This is a genomic window from Robertmurraya sp. FSL W8-0741 (assembly GCF_038004005.1).
In the GTDB taxonomy this organism is placed as follows: Bacteria; Bacillota; Bacilli; order Bacillales; family Cytobacillaceae; genus Robertmurraya; species Robertmurraya siralis.
Window position 1 is genome coordinate 4,275,711 of the sequence record NZ_JBBOQG010000001.1, and the last position, 16,939, is coordinate 4,292,649.

The window sequence follows — 16,939 nt, forward strand, 5'->3', positions numbered from 1 at the left end:
ATTTATTTTTTATTGGATGAAGTTATAACTTTGTATCTAATGGATAATTCTTTCAAGCGATAAAAGATAATCAGGGTGTCTATATAGTCATCTGTCCATAAATTAGTGTGGTGAGCGTCATAGAGAAATTTTTCTATATCAAAGAATAAAACCGGTGGCGCCTTTTTTTCTACCTTCTTTTGATTCTCCAAAGTTTTTATTTCACCCTTGGACCGAGCATTAAGGGAATGAATCATATTCGCAGCTATCTCAATTTTATTTTCATAAGTATTTTTGAAGCGGTAAAACATCGATCTTGAGATTTGCAATGTTCTATAAATTTGAACTGAAGATCTTTTGGGTGCTTCATAACAAGTAAACACAGCAAAATTTTTACGAAATTCTCCAATATCTTCTTTTAACGATTTATCCTTCAAGGATAAAAACATGCTTTCATTATAGATGTATCTCATTGTTTTATTAAACAATGTACTTCTAATCTTCTTTTTATCAATTCGAGGACTTGAAATATCATCATTCGTAATTCGAGAAAATAGAAGTAGTAACCGCACATATCTTATCAATTCTTTGCGTTGTTTAAGTTCAAAAGATAATTTTTTTTCAGGTCCTTTATTCTTATTTTTTTTGAACTCTGCGTTTTTTCCGTTACTGCATGACTCCTTTTCAACTAATAGTTTCTTTAATAGAGTATAAATCATTAATAATTCGTAATCTCTCAGTTTTTCATTATTACCTTCTAAGTGCTCTGGCAATAAATGATAGAGGACCGTATTGCTGAATTTTATATCATTACTGTCAATTATTAATTCAATTTTTCTTAACAGTCCGTATAGAAAATGGTGAGTGGCGAAGCCTGCTTTCATTGCTCCTTTCAAAATTGCTACATCATCTCTAAAATAATCCCATTGCGATTTACATTTATCATAATCCCTAAAGACATTATCATTAATACTTATCTTCACATAATTTGCAATATCTTTCTTGATGTTGCTAGAATAATTCTTAGCCTTTTCCACTTGACTCTGTACCCGTTCATAATAATACCTAATCGGCTCACGGTTGAATGTAAAATCAATCCCAATACTCATGGAAAGTTGTTGTATATTAGTGCTATATAATTTATTAAGTTTGTTTATCTCGCTATTTAATTTCCGCAAAATCTCTTTACATAATTTCACACCAGTCATTAAATGTGCTGCACTTATCGCAAAGAAAATATCATCTCCAGCCATGTATAACGGATAAAGTTTAAATCCTTGTTCCACTTCTTTATAAGCCTGTATTTTTTTATGTAAATAATCAAGGCTAATGTAATTGTTCAACAAATGACTGATCTCTTTGTATATCCTGTATTCATCAATTTGCTCAAATAAAGATCCCATTCCATCCAAATCAGCCTTAATAACGGCTATGCGAAAGTGATTTTCGTTACTCGATTCTTCTTGAGAAAACAGGGAATTAATATCAAAAGCAAAATCAGAGTACTTTTTAATTGAGACATTTGATGATGCAAGTTTATTTTTCTTTGAAACATCACAAAACTGGAACAGTAAGTCTTGATTACGCTCTATAATATAATTCAGGCATTCTTTCTGTCTAAGACGCTCCTTACTTTCTTTAATTGCCTTGAGCTTATCCGAGTTTGTTGAGAGCTCTTTCTCAAAAGTATCGAATTTGACTAAGAGCTGGCCATTGTAATTCTCATAATATTTTATAAACAATCGGTCCAACTTCTCGGTAATCAACTCTTTTTCTAACGAAGTAGTGAAGATACACATACCTGAGCATACCAACAATTGGTTATTAATATGACCACTAAATTCTCCACCATCCCCCTTAATTCCAATGTCTTGAAAAAACTGTTCAGATATTAAATGTGAAGAATTAACAATTTCCCGAAGGGTTCCACTGTTGGCCTGATTTTCCTGAATATACGCTTGCAGCACATAATATAAAAATGTCTGTACTTTATCAATCGATACAGCAACAACATTTTGTCCCATCATGTATCCTTCCTCTCAGAATTAAATAGTTCGGCATACGCACGGTGTGGGAAAAGCAATGGATTGTTAATCAGCATTAACAATTGGTTTAATTGGAAATTGAATGTGAGGAGCGATACTAGCGCTCCATCTTCATCTTTCACCTCGTAATCTTTCAGCTTGATCTTCTTCAACAGCTTTTCGTTTCTGATTTCTGAGTAAGGCTTGGTATTATGAAAATTAAGCTTTCTAAACCAGGACTGCAGATTTCCTCCTGTATTATCTTCAATCTCAATATGTCCAGTTTTTCCATCTACAGCTACTAAAACAAAATCAAATTTTTTCTTAATCTCTTTATCTAACTCTGGCTTTAACGCACATAAAATGCGAATAGGACATGTCGATTTCTGTGTTGGAACGGAGCCAACTGCAATTCGGTCAGCTATTCTTACGATTGAATTCTCTGCGGTTTTTAGTTTTATTAATTTATTATACCAATTGGTTATCCCCTTTTTGTCCAAGCTTTTGCTCTTACACTCTACCACCACTGCGACCGCCTCGATCGGGATAAACTTCAATTGCCCATAACGGAAAATATAAGGAGTGTAGGTCTCATCAAGTATTGCTAAATCAACCTCATTGGAAACATTTCCTTCCGAATCAATAATAAAAACAGAATGTTCAATGACAAATTTCTTCGGAATAATCATGTCAAACAATTGCTTCCATGAATCCTCACGGGCGGAACCAATGCTAGTTCCATGCAGGTCTTGCTTCATATAAAGCTGATTTACAATGGATTGCTCCACCTGCCTGTAATTCGTTGTAATGTTTTCCACTAATTTCTGTTTACGCATTTCTTCCTTCATTCTTTATCCCCTCCAACAAAAGAACTATAAAAACCTAGGTATTTTGATATACTTCTGCATCGAGATGTCCAACTCCTTCCAAATTAGTTTATATTTTTCTATATTTCCAAAATACCGTTAAAAGCAAAAAACTCCATAGCAAAAGCTTTTGGAGTTACTTGTTCAATTGTTTTTCTAATTATAGGTCCCTTAAGAGAGTTATAACTCTCTTAAATAAGTCGCGTTATTTACTCACTGGTCCAATAGCCAAGAATTAGTTAAACCATCTAGTATAAGAAAAATTCCTATTTATATACTCCTCTAAGTGTGGCAGTATATTTTGACTCGTAAGCGTAAAAGACAGAAGATTTTAATTCATGCACCAAGACAGAGCGAAATTTGTTTCAAGCTTGAATTCAGAACACGCAAACCTCAATTTCAATCCACAAACTCATATAGAGTGCGACATCATAAAGGGGATAAAAGTTGGATAGGCTACACTTAGTTGGACATAATTTTTAAGGTCAATTAGACTACAGATAATATATTTGAGGAGAATCTATATGGTCAAAAGAGAGCGTCGAACATTTACTGAAGAGTTCAAACAACAGATCGTACAACTGTACCAAAATGGAAAACCGAGAAAAGATATTATTCGTGAATATGACCTTACTCCCTCTTCTTTAGATAAGTGGGTGAATCAGAGTCAATCATTGGGCTCTTTCAAGGAAAAAGACAATTTAACAGATGAACAAAAGGAACTGATCGAACTCCGAAAGCGAAATAAGCAGCTAGAAATGGGAAATGACATTTTAAAGCAAGCCGCGCTGATACTAGGACGAAAGTAAATGTGTTTAAGAATAATCAACATAAATACTCGATATCAGCCATGTGTAAAGTACTACAAATCCCTAGAAGTACCTATTATTATGAAGCAAAAGAAAGGGCAAGTGAGGATGATATTACATCCGACGTGATTGATGTATTTAAGGCAAGTCGCCAAAATTACGGGACACGTAAAATCAAGGTAGAACTGAAAAAACATGGCCTCACGCATTATGAAAGAGCAAGGCTTGGTTTCGACTTACACCCTAGCTCAATTTAAGCCACATACAAAATCATGTAATGAATCAGAACAGCAGAATAAACTAAACCGTGCGTTCGACCAGGAGGAAGAAATGACGGTGGTTGTAAGTGATTTAACGTACGTGAGAGTCAATAAAAAATGGCAGTACGTATGTGTATTTGTTGATCTCTTTAATTGTGAAATCGTAGGCTTCAGTACACGCCCAAACAAAGATGCCTTACTGGTTTATCGTGCATTCGCCTCCATTAAGGTTGATCTACATAAAATAAAGCTTTTCCATACGGATCGTGAAAATGAGTTTAAAAACAAGCTGATTGACGATGCTTTAGAGACGTTTCATATTCAACGATCTTTAAGCATGAAGGGCTGCCCCGTATGACAATGCGGTGGCTGAAACAACGTTTAAAATCATCAAAACAGAGTTTGTGAAAGATAAACATTTTGATAGTTTAGAAGAATTAACAAGGGAATTACATGACTATGTTCACTGGTTCAATCACATACGAATTCATGGGACACTTGGTTATGTAAGTCCGATTGATTACAAACTTGAACATCTTAAAAAAGTTGTCTAGTTTAGTGTTGACATACCAACTTTATGAGTTTCCAATGTCATTAGCTGATCTTAACTATTTCAATCCACGCACTCATATAGAGTGCGACCACCCGAAGCTAAAGACAATACTTTAGATCCTGATATATTTCAATCCACGCACTCACATAGAGTGCGACAGAAAGGGCACAATAGAGCATCGAGGACGTTTTATTTCAATCCACGCACTCACATAGAGTGCGACGGTATGACAATGTATTGCGGTAGGCAAGGTGCCGATTTCAATCCACGCACTCACATAGAGTGCGACTCAACTAAATCACCACGTCCAGCAGAAGGCTCAAATTTCAATCCACGCACTCACATAGAGTGCGACATCGGCCGCTGTCGCCAAGCGACGCTTAATTTTCATTTCAATCCACGCACTCACATAGAGTGCGACTGCAATGTTTCAGTTTATGGGTTCCCTTATTTTAGATTTCAATCCACGCACTCACATAGAGTGCGACTACTTCTACTAAATACATTAACTAATTCACCAGTAATTTCAATCCACGCACTCACATAGAGTGCGACGGGCGCGAGTGTTGCCGAGGGTGTTGGCGGAGGTATTTCAATCCACGCACTCACATAGAGTGCGACGAGGATTTCGTCGAGTATCGGCAGCGTCGAAAACATTTCAATCCACGCACTCACATAGAGTGCGACTTATTGAGGAAGTCGACGAACTCCTACTAGCAAATTTCAATCCACGCACTCACATAGAGTGCGACATGACTTCTTTTCCATCCAACGCATCGATATGGATTTCAATCCACGCACTCACATAGAGTGCGACTTAATAACAAGGATGATGCCATTGCCGCCCGTAAATTTCAATCCACGCACTCACATAGAGTGCGACAATTGCGGACGAATCAATCGGAGGCATTCAACGCATTTCAATCCACGCACTCACATAGAGTGCGACAAACACTACGGCATGACCACCGAATGAACCAAACGATTTCAATCCACGCACTCACATAGAGTGCGACGCTCAAGAAGCTGAATTGCTTCGAGTTTCCTTTATTTCAATCCACGCACTCACATAGAGTGCGACGTGGTTTCAGATTCGGTATGGAAATGGCCGGTCATATTTCAATCCACGCACTCACATAGAGTGCGACTTCTTTGTGTGTTCCAGGAGATGGGCAACCATTTCAATTTCAATCCACGCACTCACATAGAGTGCGACGACACGTACTCCGAAAAGCAGATCAGGAAGCAGCATTTCAATCCACGCACTCACATAGAGTGCGACGGGAGATACCCTTATTATTTTTGTCTATTGTATCATTTCAATCCACGCACTCACATAGAGTGCGACACCACCGAGTGCCGTACACTCTTATTCGGTGGATATTTCAATCCACGCACTCACATAGAGTGCGACGATGAGGATCTTCAACAATACATCAGTCCAGCTTGATTTCAATCCACGCACTCACATAGAGTGCGACTAGAACGAGTACCAGTTGAGTACATTCCACAAAAAATTTCAATCCACGCACTCACATAGAGTGCGACAGCGATTTTTAAACGAAAAAAGTAAATTTACACTTTCTTAGCTAAGAAAAATGCTATTTTTCTTGTTTTCCAAAGAAATTTTTATAAAAAATAATTCAAAACAAGAAGGATTACACCCTTATTCGAGGTGCGAATCCCCCAGGGAAATCATGTGCGCTTCACATTCGCACTAAAAAAATAATGTGGTGAGAGAGCTTCCCAACTTTATTTTGTGAAATTATCAATATTATATTTTCAGAGAATTTCTTTATTAACAAATGTGAGAACAAAAACTGCACAGCATTGAATTTTACACTTTTCCATGCTGTACTGACTGCTCCTCTGAATTGCAGCAATGAGATTATGCAACCCTTCTCTTATTATAGCAAAAATCTTACATTTCAACTTAAATATTCCAAACTCAAGAATACGATTAGCAAACTTGCACCAATACCTTTTTGTCGCACAGATTCTCTCTTTTACTAGATTTTCCTTAACTTTTCAAGTATGTCTTGTGCTTTGTATCCCACTTCGAAATCATATAGCTCTGCCTTTTGTCCATCAACAGCCTTAATGATTTCATCGATTAACTGATTGGGTGCTGCATCTTCTATTAAAATAGTTTCCAGCTCTTCTCCTAGTTTACCAGCCTTAAGCTGGCCCCAGTTTTCGAGTGATAGTGTTCCTTCTGAACCGAATGCTGTAAAACCAATATATTCCTTTCCGGCAATTTCACTTATGCCTTCAATTAAAACTGGAGTTCCATCTTCAAGCTTTGCAGTTGCGATAATCCCCGTTTCACATTTGAGTGGATCAATGGGTAATTCTAATTGGGTATGGATATTTTTCAAATCACCAAAAACCTTCAATGTTTGCTGGATGAAATGAACTCCAACCTCAAGTACGAAGCCGCCCTGTTCACGATTTCCAACCCAGTTATTTTTTTGCCACGGACGCGGCCATTCCGGGAAATGCATGGCAAGCTGTAATCGTCTCAGCTTGCCAATGTAATTTTCACGAATTAACTCGGCAAATTTTGTTGCGGCCGCTCCATAATTAAGCGGGAAATTCATTGCATGAATAATATTTGCTTCTGTTGCCACTTTCAACATTTCCCCGGCCTCTTCCACTGAGTTTGCTAAAGGCTTCTCACATAAAATATGTTTTTGGGCCCGCAATGCTTCCATTACGATTGGAAAATGAAATTTCGGTGGGACTGCGACATAAACAAGTTCAACCTTCGGATCCGCGATTAATTGCTGATACATTGTATAAGCCTGTGCTCCCCTAATAGATCCAGCTGTCTCTCTTGCTAACGGTTCGAGCTGATCACAGACCGCCACAACTTCTATATGAGGATGCTGCAAAAATTGTTTCATTAAACGCTGCCCAATTGCTCCTAGACCAATAATACCAATATGTAACAAATAAAAAATCCCCTTTCCCTGTGTTATATCTATCGTACATGAGGAAAAGACAACTGTCATTTAATTTATAACATGATATACTACAGCATGATTTGGCCGTTTTAACATCCTTTTTACATCAATAACATACTTTATCAATGACCAACGCTACTAATCGTGTTTTCATGATAAAATAGTTTTATATCATTGTTCGTATTAAATGCAGCAATTCAGTTGTGTTAAATCTATAGGGGGTGAATTTATGAGTTTATACTATCAAGAGCATGGTGATAAGAATGCACCATTAATCGTGTTTTTGCACGGTGGCGGTGTTAGTAGTTGGATGTGGGACAAGCAAGTTCAATATTTCAAACACAAACACTGTGTTACTATCGACTTGCCTGAACAGGGGAAGAGCAGGCAATCTGAACTTTTCTCGATTAAATCTAGTGCACTAAAAATAATTGAACTGATCGAAAATATTGGAAAAGGGAAGGAAATTACCGTAATTGGCTTCTCTTTAGGGGCACAGGTCGCCCTGCAAATTTTGAGCTTAAAACCGCAGTTAGTTGATTATGCAATGATTAATAGCGCCTTAGTCATTCCTAGTCCACTTTTAAAAAAATGGATTAAACCTACCATTAAATTAACATCGCCATTAATCAAAAATCAATCCTTTTCCAAACTGCAAGCTAAAACACTTTATATTGATCAAGAATACTTTGACACATACTATAAAGAAAGCTCAGCCATGCCCACAGAAACATTAATTAGAATACTGGAAGAAAATATGTCCTTTGATCTCCCGAAAAATTTCCATGAAGCAAAGGCAAATATATTAGTAACAGTTGGTTGCAGAGAAAAAGCCGTCATGATAAAATCTGCTAAAAAAATCGTCACCCATAACCCAAATTGTAAAGGCGTAATCCTCCCGAATATAGGTCATGGAGTATCGTTTGTAAAACCAGATTACTTTAATCAACTCATTGAATCGTGGCTCACAAAGGACTCTTTACCACAAGACGTGCAAACTCTTTAAGCGACTACATATCAAACTTCCAATCAAGCGATTTATTAATAGAAGAAAATATTGGAAATTCTTAGGGACAGGGGGGCATGAACTCGCTTCCTTGTCTATCCTGTTTACTTTCCCACATTGATTTCTCCTACTTTATTCTCCTTTTTCCCTACATGCTCGTAACGAAACAAGGCTAATACGAATTTCCAGCTTCTTATCTCTCCATTTTTATCAGTCACGGATAGGATATATTCACAGCTAACTAATAGGTACAAACCATTCACCCTTGTCTACTCTCAATGCTCATTTCCTTTTGCCCTCAGGAAAGCTTCTCTTCTTTTCATCTGATATACTAGACTTGAAAGGAATGATTTAACAAATGAAATACATACTGACAAGCCTCTTCTTTATTGCATTATTAATATTAGCTGGCTGCACTGATAAAGAAGAAAACAGAGGAGAGCCTGTAGTATCAACAGAAGAAGAAGTAACAGAAAGTCTAGCAGAAGCGCCAGAAGCTGAGGATGAAGAGGAAAGCCTTTATTCAGAGGAAGAGCACGGTGAGCCGTTAAAAAATAGCAATCTCAACGACAAAGAAACATTATTGCCATACTCTAGTGAACAAATTGAATACGCTCGAGTATGGCGGCAATTCGGACCAAATCAAGAGATCGATGAATTAATTGTTCACTTGATCCCAGCCGGTACGCCGCTTGATCCAAATGATGACGCCAGTGTTAAATACCCTGAAGACGTCATCCAATTAACAGGTACACGCTTAGTGGACGGGAGTGTTACTTACAGCGGCAATGGAAATGGAACGATAAATATTTACAACGTTCCATTGCGTTGGTATGGTGGCATGGCTCCTTCCGACGAGCTGGAAAAGGAAAAAGTTTACGATGAAATGAAAAATATCATTACAAACCCTAAACTGGAATCAATTGAAGTAGATAGCGGAGAAGAAATTATTAAACTAATTGAGCTCCAAAAAGGTCATTAATTGATTAAAATTGACGTTACCTACACTTTTTAAAGTGCAGGCAACGTCAAAAGTAACATAGTAGGAATTGGGTTTTGTTTCACTAAGGGTCGACAGCGTTTGGCAGGAAGAGGGAAAAGTGCAGGCAGTTCCACCTGTACTTTTTTATCCTCCCAAATACGTTGTATCAAGGACCGATTCCACAACTGGTTCATGGTCGGACAAGCGGTAAGCCTTCGCATTTCGTCTTGAACTTACAATAGCTTCTAGCTTGTGATCAATGAAATGAAGGGCGACCCCATCGTCAGCAGCTATTCCAGCTTGGATTTGTTTCGAGGCTACAAGTTTCTGATATGCAGGTCTCCGATCGGCTTCTCCGTCATAATGTGGACAGTTGCTTCCTTCTAAAAATCGTAAACACTTAATTGGCTCGAGCCCATCTCCGTAAGAATCGGTAACTCCTTCTTCAAACCAGCAGATTGAACCGGCACTGACACCCGCCAGTATAACTCCTTCTTCCCAAGCTTTTTTAAAAATGCGATCAAGTCCCCACTCCTTCCACAAAGCTAAAAGATTTTTCGTATTCCCTCCACCTACATAAATAATGTCTTTATCAAGCACATAACTTTCCAGATCTCGTGTAGGCGGTCTAAATAAAGATAGATGGGAAGGCTGGCAAGATTGCTTTTTAAAGAAATCATAATATCTCTCAATATAGTTTTCAGAATCACCGCTCGCAGTAGGAACAAAACAAATTTTTGGATTCGTTTTTCCCGATTGTTTTAAAATATATAAATCTAGCAAAGGATTATCAGGCTCCATCGAAAAGCCTCCGCCACCAAGAGCAATAATTTGTCCCATCAAAGCTTCTCCTTTCTTTAATCAAAGAATTCCATATGTAACTTTTCTTGCTTATAATAATCAAGACGATCGTGGAGTGTTCCTGTATGAAACTCGAATTTATGGCCATCTGGATCGGTAAAGTAAATCGATTTTTTATCCTTTACATCTCTCGGTCTTCCTGGCAATATATGAACCTTTAATGCTTGCAGCTTCTCGCAAATCTGTTCAAATTCTTCCTCTTCAATGGAAAAAGCAATATGTGTATAAGAATGATGAATTTCATTTCGAGGAATATCCTTTTCCATATTTAACGCCAGCCAGATGCCATTTAAATCAAAATATGCCGTATTTCTTCCCTTTACTAACAATTTTGCCTCAAATACTTGTTGATAGAATTCAATTGATTTTTCCAAATCTGAGACGGAAAATAATAAATGGTTTAAACCTTTGATCATCTCTTTCACCACCATTTTTTTCACTATTCGTGCTTCGTTCCGTAATCCTTGAGTCTATTTAAGCTCGCCTGGCCCCATACTCGCCCAATTTGTTCAGCCGTTCTCGTTAAATTCTCCCGTGCAACTTCTCGTTCGAGAGCCTTTTCTAAAGTAACAGGACCACCGACAATCGTAAAATATGCCGTAATTCCAGAATCATATAGGGAACGCTGCCCATCTGTTATATCTCCTGCAAGAGCAATTACAGGAATACCCCGTTCTTTGGCAAGAGTGGCGATTCCGGCTGGCGCTTTCCCCATCGAGGTTTGTCCATCGAGTTTCCCCTCTCCTGTAATCACCAAATCTACATTCGTCAACTTGCGCTCTAACTTGTTTATATCAAGAATTAGTTGAACCCCCGATTGTAAGCGACTATTTAAAAACCCCGCGAAAGCTGCACCTAATCCTCCTGCCGCTCCTGCCCCTGCAATATTTTGAAGATCCACTCCCATTTGTTCAAAGACAACATTGGCAAAATGGCGTAGCCCACTATCAAGTTCCTGAATCATTTCAGGAGTGGCACCTTTTTGCGGTCCATAAATATAGGCGGCCCCATTTGCACCATATAAAGGGTTATTCACATCACATGCCACACGAAAAACCGCCTTCTTCACTTGATCAGAAACAAGCCTTGAATTGATCTTGGCAATCTCCTCCAACTGACCTCCGCCAAAACCAACCTCCTCTCCTTCCCGATTTAAAAATTGATACCCCAAAGCCTGAAGCATACCTATTCCCGCATCATTGGTCGAACTCCCGCCCAGGCCGATAATAAAATGGTGACAGCCTTTATCCAACGCATCTAAAATTAACTCGCCAACACCATAGGTCGTCGTTATATGCGGATTCAGTTGTTCCTTTAGAAGTAAAGGCAGCCCGCAGGCCTCTGCCACCTCAATGACCGCTGTTTCTTGTTCACCTAAAATCCCATACTTAGCTGCTATCCGATCTCCTAACGGTCCTGTCACAATGGTTTCGACAATGCGTCCATTAGTTGCATAGACAAGCGCTTCTACCGTTCCTTCTCCACCATCAGCTACAGGTACTGACTGAATCTTAAATTTTGGATCTGCTTGCGACAACCCTGTTTTGACCGCTTCGTTTGCCTCTAGTGAAGAAAGACTTCCCTTTAAAGAATCCATCGCAATTAATATGTTCATTTAACTCCCTCCAGTCATCTCAATGTCCTCATCCTGAATGTCATCACTATCGGAACGCACCTCTTTTACAGCAAAAACATTAGTCAAGCTGCCCTTTTATCCGCTCTACCACTTCTTGATAAAACGAAGCCTGATGTGGGACGAATTGTTCTTTACCGACTCGTTGTTCAATCATGACTCGATTTCCTTCATGGTCGAATTTAAACCCTGTTATGGTAGTTGAACTAGTTTTATCGAACCATAATTCGCTAAATTCAGTAAATTCCACCAGCACTACTCCAGCTACTTCTTCCTCTTGAAGATGAAAATCATCGAAACCATGATTGCTTTTATATAAAAACACATGGGCAAATTCTTGATCGGTTAAATCAGCAGTGGTAACAGAATACTCCATTATTCCTAATGAAATTAACTTTTCAAATTGAACTTCAATTCCTATTTCCTCTTTGATTTCCCTTACCCCATCTTGAACATTCTCATTCGCCAATAAATGCCCTGCAGCCGTTATATCCAAAAGATCGGGATAGTCTTTTTTGCGCTCGCTGCGAAACTGTAAATATAAATAATTCTTCCCTTCGATCTTTTTCACAAACCAACAATGGAAAGTTTCATGCCAATAGCCATATTTATGTACGTCATCACGAGAAGCGACACCGATTTCATTTCGATTCTTATCAAAAATTTTAAAGTATTCCTGGTCCATCTTTATGCCTCCGATTTCATTAGGGCTGCTTTCATACTGTTAAAAATAGCTTTTTACAGCATACATAACATTATAATTGCTTTTTCTAAAAAAATAGTTCAGAATTTTCTATTATAATTTGTTAGGAGGAATGAAATGACTCATTTAACTGCATATACAAGTGAATACTTAGCCTGCCTCAATCTGCAGCTTGAAAAGCCCAGCTATGATTATTTATCACGAATTTGTCATGCCCATCTAAACACTTTTCCATTCGAAAACATTAGTAAACTACTCTATTATCATAATAAAAACATTGAAATCCCTTCACTCGATTCATTTGTTCAAAATTATAGAACGAACCATTTTGGCGGAACTTGCTACACCTTAAATGCCAATTTAAGAAAGTTACTGAGTAATCTTGGCTTTGACTGTTATCCTATCATGCTGGGAAAGGAGCATATGGGAATTATCGTCATGATTGATCACGAACGTTTTTATGTGGACTGCGGTGCAGCTGCACCTTTTTTTAAGCCCGTTCCCTTTGAAAGAGATTTCAAAAATATTTCTTCCTTTGGCGATGATGAAGTTCATTTGCGCCCAGTTGATATTGAAAAGCACGAATATACATATACACGCTTCACTAATGGCACGCAAAGCGGAAAGGTTTGGCATTTCCATTCAAGAATTAAGGCAGAGTTAAATGATTTTACACCAGCATTACAAAAATCCTTTGAAGAAAATGCACCTTTTATGACCATTTTACGATGTCAGCGATATCAAACTGACAAACAAAGAAGCGTCTCTTTAGTAAATAATAAATTTGGAATTCGTAATGCTGATGGAAATACGACTACTACAACGTTAGCATCCGTGGAAGAAATTCAAGATGTGATTGCAAATGAATTTCTCCTTCATAACATGCCTGTAGGAGAAGCCATTGATGTTTTAAACACTTTAAATGTCAATATTTTTGCTAAGGAGTAAGTAAAAAAGGGATCAAGCCATGCATGATTGATCCCTCTTTATTCTTCTGAAAGAATGAATTCTCTTAATTTATTCGTCATTTTGGGAGTTGTTTCGTAAACTTCTGTTTCATCAGTTATATATTTCATGAAGCTAGATTCATTTCTCTCTCCCAGCCACAAATGAATGGCATGGGTAGGATATCCATCTTCGTATTCAACCATAAGATCATAATCCGGTAATGAACTTCCAGCTCCTTCTGATTTTTTGATTGCGGTTGTGATCGCTGTTTCAAATAAGTCTACTGTCTTTTTGTCTTGAAAAGACAAGATGATCTCTTGATTCATATCGCCAAAGCCTTCTGAATGTGCAATATGAACCGCCGAAATTTTTTCATCTAAAAGAACCATCGTTTCTTCCAATTCAGACTGACAAGCAACAAGACTCAGCATGGCACACAAAACGACCCCTGTTAACACTAGTTTTTTCATGCTACCTCCCTTTCTTAGATGCGAAACCTTGCTTATGTATTATTTTCTGCCCGCTACCCAGTTCAATCCCCAAGCATAAGCGATGTCCATTTGCTGATGACTTTTAAAATATTCAACTAAACGTTCCACTTTAAAAGTTGTATCATTGACATTCTCAATCATCGCAATTGCACACATAATCTTCCCGTTACGGTGCTCATCAAGCTTTACTTCAATATCGGGACCAGCAGGATATTTTAATGTGATAACTCCATCAGCTTGAGACCAATTCGCTACACCTTCGTAAATAAACGAATACACTAAAATCCGCTTAATTTCAGCGACTTTATCGCCATTGATTCGAAGGTTTTCGCCACCTGTTACGGCTCCTGTTCGATCGTCACCATCCAGTTGTATATACGGCATTTGATTGAGATTGCCAAAAGCATTGCCAAGCGCCTGAATACAGCCCTTTTCCCCATTTGACAACTCATATAAACAGCCTAGATCAAGATCAATCTTTTTCGATGCTGCAAAGAGATTTTGAAAAAAACCCGTTGATTTACGTTGGCCTTGATGGCCCCAATTTAAATTTACTAATATTTCTCCCAGCTGCCGATTCGATTTTGTTAAATTAATAGCTTCTCCCTTTTTCTTTAACTCAATCTTGTTTAAATTTACCATATGCCCTCTTCTTTCCTCTTATTGTTAATTAGTATCTTATCATATTCAGTTTTTTTCTGAAATTTATTTCTCACAAATAACAGCACTGTTGTTATAAAAGCTTCCATCCACTCATCAGTATTTCAGTAAATGGCATTGCCGTGTGCCGGTGTTGATCTTTTGCTCATTTTCTCTCTGACCTTTGGAGATAACTTTGGTTTTACACGAAATGTGCCAAAATCATTTTACCAACCATTCTGTTTATCAAAACCTAAAAAAATACTTTATGAAACACAGTTTTTTATCTATTACTGTGTCTCATAAAGTATATATACACTGCTCTTCCATTTAATTTTTAGTTTTTATATCCGATGTTAGTATTTGCAGGAAAATTCTATTTTGCTATACCCTCTGATGTTAATACTTGTTCCAAAGACGCTAAGGCATCCGATGCGTCCGATCCTTTTGCACTAATTTTGATGACAGCATCCCTTGGAATCCCTAAAGACATCACGCCCATTATTGATTTTAAGTTAACCGTTTTGCCATTGTACTCCAGATTAATATCAGCTTGAAAATTGCTTACCGTCTGGACAATCATAGTCGCAGGACGAGCATGAATTCCTACCGATTCTATCACAGTGAACGTTTTTTCCATATCACAATCTCCTAAGTTTTTTAATAGAAAGTTCCGCAGGTGAAAGCATAGCTTCTAATATCAACCTAAATCTTCACCATTGCTTGCAACCACTCTTTGATACCAATAAAAACTGTCCTTCTTCTTTCTTTCGAGCGTTCCATTTCCATAGTCATCTTTATCAACATAGATGAAACCATAACGCTTAGACATTTCAGATGAGGAGCAGCTGACAATATCGATCGGTCCCCATGGATAATAACCAATTACTTCTACACCATCTTTAATCGCTTCTTTCATTTGTTCGATATGACGTCTAAGAAAGTCAATTCGATACGGATCATGAATTTCGCCATTTTCATCGATTTTATCATAGGCACCAATACCGTTTTCTGTAATCATAATCGGTTTCTGGTACCGATCATAATATAGATTTAATGCTGTTCTTAACCCGATTGGGTCAATCGACCAGCCCCAATCGCTTGCTTGTAATTCCGGGTTTAAGTATGCGGAGTTAAGTTTTTTGGCACTTTCAGCATCTGAGATCCTTGTGTAATAATAGGAGAAACTAAAGAAATCTGCCGTATTTTTAAAATCTTCTTCGTCATTTTCTCCAAATTGAATATTAATATTGTTCTCTTCAAAGAAGCGGAATGCATAGTTTGGATATTTTCCACGCATAAGAATATCAGAGAAATAATACTCCATTTGGTTGCGTTTCACCGTTGCCAGTACATCTTCCGGCTTACATGTTGCCGGGTGAGAAATAGCATCAAAAAGCATCATTCCAATTTGCATGTCAGAGTTAATCTCTTTGGCAATTTTTGTTGCTCTTGCACAAGCGACAAGCTCATTGTGTGCACCTTGGTACTTTGCTTCTAGCAAATTTTCTACACGATCTGCTGGGATACCAAGATGATTAAAAGATTCAAATGTAATTAAATTAATTTGATTGACTAAAATCCAATACTTCACTTTATCTTTATAACGGTTAAATAGAACTTCACAGTAGCGGACAAAAAAATCAATTGTTTTCCGGTTGTACCATCCGTTGTATTCGGTTGCTAAATGTAACGGCATTTCGTAGTGGGAAACGGTAATGAGCGGCTCCATTCCATTTTTTCTAATCTCATCAATGAGATCATCATAGAATTTCAATCCTTCCTCATTCGGCTCTAATTCATCTCCTTTCGGAAAGATGCGGGCCCAATTAATTGATGTACGGAACGTGTTCATTCCCGTTTCTGCCAGCAGTTTCAAATCCTCTTTATAACGGTGATAGAAATCAATCGATGTCCGTTTTGGATAATGCCCTTCTTTATCATGGATCGCAAAATGAATGTCTTCCATTGTTAATTCTGTATTTGCTTTTTTCTTAATGTCTACTCTATCATTAAATTTATTTATATCTGCTACACAAAGTCCTTTTCCGCCTTCCAAATAGGCACCTTCTGCTTGATTGGCTGCAATCGCTCCTCCCCACAAAAAATCATCTGGGAATTTATCAGGATTTTTTCTCAATTTCAATTCCTCCTTAGTTTGTATGGACGTTGCTACAATAAATTCGTGATCATTTCCTGCCAAAAATGATCACGAATTA

The 16,939-nt window shown here is 37.8% G+C and carries 13 protein-coding genes, 2 pseudogenes and 1 CRISPR repeat array; of the genes and pseudogenes, 4 read left to right on the plus strand and 11 right to left on the minus strand.

Going from position 1 to position 16,939, the window contains the following annotated elements; translation table 11 throughout:
• Window positions 1–2 precede the first annotated feature (2 nt).
• Together NST02_RS20850 and NST02_RS20855 are read right to left on the minus strand one after the other, a co-directional pair.
• Window positions 3–2,006 (minus strand): Cas10/Cmr2 second palm domain-containing protein, encoded by a 2,004-nt coding sequence (locus NST02_RS20850; protein ID WP_340949716.1) that lies wholly within the window; start codon window positions 2,004–2,006, stop codon window positions 3–5.
• Window positions 2,003–2,851 (minus strand): DUF6602 domain-containing protein, encoded by an 849-nt coding sequence (locus NST02_RS20855; RefSeq protein WP_095309599.1) that lies wholly within the window; start codon window positions 2,849–2,851, stop codon window positions 2,003–2,005. The genes NST02_RS20850 and NST02_RS20855 overlap by 4 nt, the downstream gene beginning before the upstream one ends.
• A 542-nt stretch (window positions 2,852–3,393) precedes the next feature.
• Here NST02_RS20855 and NST02_RS20860 point away from each other — a divergent pair.
• Window positions 3,394–4,492 (plus strand): annotated as a pseudogene (locus tag NST02_RS20860) (IS3 family transposase).
• Between the two features lie 56 nt (window positions 4,493–4,548).
• Window positions 4,549–6,039: a CRISPR direct-repeat array (repeat unit 32 nt; unit sequence ATTTCAATCCACGCACTCACATAGAGTGCGAC).
• A 461-nt stretch (window positions 6,040–6,500) separates the two neighbouring features.
• Here the strand turns inward: NST02_RS20860 and NST02_RS20865 are convergent.
• A complete protein-coding gene (locus NST02_RS20865) occupies window positions 6,501–7,445 on the minus strand; it encodes a Gfo/Idh/MocA family protein (RefSeq protein WP_340949718.1) in 945 nt (314 codons plus the stop codon).
• 241 nt (window positions 7,446–7,686) lie between these two features.
• On the opposite strand from NST02_RS20865, the gene NST02_RS20870 reads away from it, so the two are divergent.
• Together NST02_RS20870 and NST02_RS20875 are read left to right on the plus strand one after the other, a co-directional pair.
• Window positions 7,687–8,463: an alpha/beta fold hydrolase gene (locus NST02_RS20870; RefSeq protein WP_137742899.1), complete on the plus strand. Its 777-nt coding sequence runs from the start codon at window positions 7,687–7,689 to the stop codon at window positions 8,461–8,463.
• A gap of 358 nt (window positions 8,464–8,821) precedes the next feature.
• The gene (locus tag NST02_RS20875) at window positions 8,822–9,445 is read left to right on the plus strand and encodes a hypothetical protein (protein ID WP_340949719.1); all 624 of its coding nucleotides are present in this window, start codon (window positions 8,822–8,824) and stop codon (window positions 9,443–9,445) included.
• Between the two features lie 144 nt (window positions 9,446–9,589).
• Here the strand turns inward: NST02_RS20875 and NST02_RS20880 are convergent, their stop codons facing one another.
• The 4 genes from NST02_RS20880 to NST02_RS20895 form a co-directional block, all read right to left on the minus strand.
• On the minus strand, window positions 9,590–10,285 hold the full coding sequence (locus NST02_RS20880; RefSeq protein WP_095309605.1) for a Type 1 glutamine amidotransferase-like domain-containing protein: 696 nt from the start codon (window positions 10,283–10,285) through the stop codon (window positions 9,590–9,592).
• A 17-nt stretch (window positions 10,286–10,302) separates the two neighbouring features.
• Window positions 10,303–10,722, minus strand: a complete 420-nt coding sequence (gene fosM / locus NST02_RS20885; RefSeq protein WP_137742901.1) for a FosM family fosfomycin resistance protein — start codon at window positions 10,720–10,722, stop codon at window positions 10,303–10,305.
• 23 nt (window positions 10,723–10,745) lie between these two features.
• Complete coding sequence (locus NST02_RS20890; RefSeq protein WP_340949720.1) at window positions 10,746–11,921, minus strand: glycerate kinase family protein; 1,176 nt, start codon at window positions 11,919–11,921, stop codon at window positions 10,746–10,748.
• Between the two features lie 79 nt (window positions 11,922–12,000).
• The gene (locus NST02_RS20895) at window positions 12,001–12,624 is read right to left on the minus strand and encodes an NUDIX hydrolase (protein ID WP_095309610.1); all 624 of its coding nucleotides are present in this window, start codon (window positions 12,622–12,624) and stop codon (window positions 12,001–12,003) included.
• A gap of 135 nt (window positions 12,625–12,759) precedes the next feature.
• On the opposite strand from NST02_RS20895, the gene NST02_RS20900 reads away from it, so the two are divergent.
• Complete coding sequence (locus NST02_RS20900) at window positions 12,760–13,590, plus strand: arylamine N-acetyltransferase (RefSeq protein WP_212934284.1); 831 nt, start codon at window positions 12,760–12,762, stop codon at window positions 13,588–13,590.
• 38 nt (window positions 13,591–13,628) lie between these two features.
• Here the strand turns inward: NST02_RS20900 and NST02_RS20905 are convergent, their stop codons facing one another.
• The 4 genes and pseudogenes from NST02_RS20905 to NST02_RS20920 all read right to left on the minus strand — a co-directional run bounded on the left by NST02_RS20905 (window position 13,629) and on the right by NST02_RS20920 (window position 16,860).
• Complete coding sequence (locus NST02_RS20905) at window positions 13,629–14,060, minus strand: hypothetical protein (RefSeq protein ID WP_137742904.1); 432 nt, start codon at window positions 14,058–14,060, stop codon at window positions 13,629–13,631.
• 39 nt (window positions 14,061–14,099) lie between these two features.
• Window positions 14,100–14,720, minus strand: a pseudogene (locus tag NST02_RS20910) (TerD family protein); the annotation flags it as partial.
• Window positions 14,721–15,096: 376 nt separating this feature from the next.
• On the minus strand, window positions 15,097–15,360 hold the full coding sequence (locus tag NST02_RS20915) for a phosphocarrier protein HPr (protein WP_137742906.1): 264 nt from the start codon (window positions 15,358–15,360) through the stop codon (window positions 15,097–15,099).
• A 60-nt stretch (window positions 15,361–15,420) separates the two neighbouring features.
• Window positions 15,421–16,860: a glycoside hydrolase family 1 protein gene (locus NST02_RS20920; protein ID WP_137742907.1), complete on the minus strand. Its 1,440-nt coding sequence runs from the start codon at window positions 16,858–16,860 to the stop codon at window positions 15,421–15,423.
• Window positions 16,861–16,939 lie beyond the last annotated feature (79 nt).

Bases quoted from the DNA above. Each gene is read 5' to 3' on its own strand.
- NST02_RS20850 (WP_340949716.1), bottom strand. From the start codon at position 2,006: ATGATGGGACAAAATGTTGTTGCTGTATCGATTGATAAAGTACAGACA.
- NST02_RS20855 (WP_095309599.1), bottom strand. From the start codon at position 2,851: ATGAAGGAAGAAATGCGTAAACAGAAATTAGTGGAAAACATTACAACG.
- NST02_RS20870 (WP_137742899.1), top strand. From the start codon at position 7,687: ATGAGTTTATACTATCAAGAGCATGGTGATAAGAATGCACCATTAATC.
- NST02_RS20875 (WP_340949719.1), top strand. From the start codon at position 8,822: ATGAAATACATACTGACAAGCCTCTTCTTTATTGCATTATTAATATTA.
- NST02_RS20880 (WP_095309605.1), bottom strand. From the start codon at position 10,285: ATGGGACAAATTATTGCTCTTGGTGGCGGAGGCTTTTCGATGGAGCCT.
- fosM (WP_137742901.1), bottom strand. From the start codon at position 10,722: ATGATCAAAGGTTTAAACCATTTATTATTTTCCGTCTCAGATTTGGAA.
- NST02_RS20890 (WP_340949720.1), bottom strand. From the start codon at position 11,921: ATGAACATATTAATTGCGATGGATTCTTTAAAGGGAAGTCTTTCTTCA.
- NST02_RS20895 (WP_095309610.1), bottom strand. From the start codon at position 12,624: ATGGACCAGGAATACTTTAAAATTTTTGATAAGAATCGAAATGAAATC.
- NST02_RS20900 (WP_212934284.1), top strand. From the start codon at position 12,760: ATGACTCATTTAACTGCATATACAAGTGAATACTTAGCCTGCCTCAAT.
- NST02_RS20905 (WP_137742904.1), bottom strand. From the start codon at position 14,060: ATGAAAAAACTAGTGTTAACAGGGGTCGTTTTGTGTGCCATGCTGAGT.
- NST02_RS20915 (WP_137742906.1), bottom strand. From the start codon at position 15,360: ATGGAAAAAACGTTCACTGTGATAGAATCGGTAGGAATTCATGCTCGT.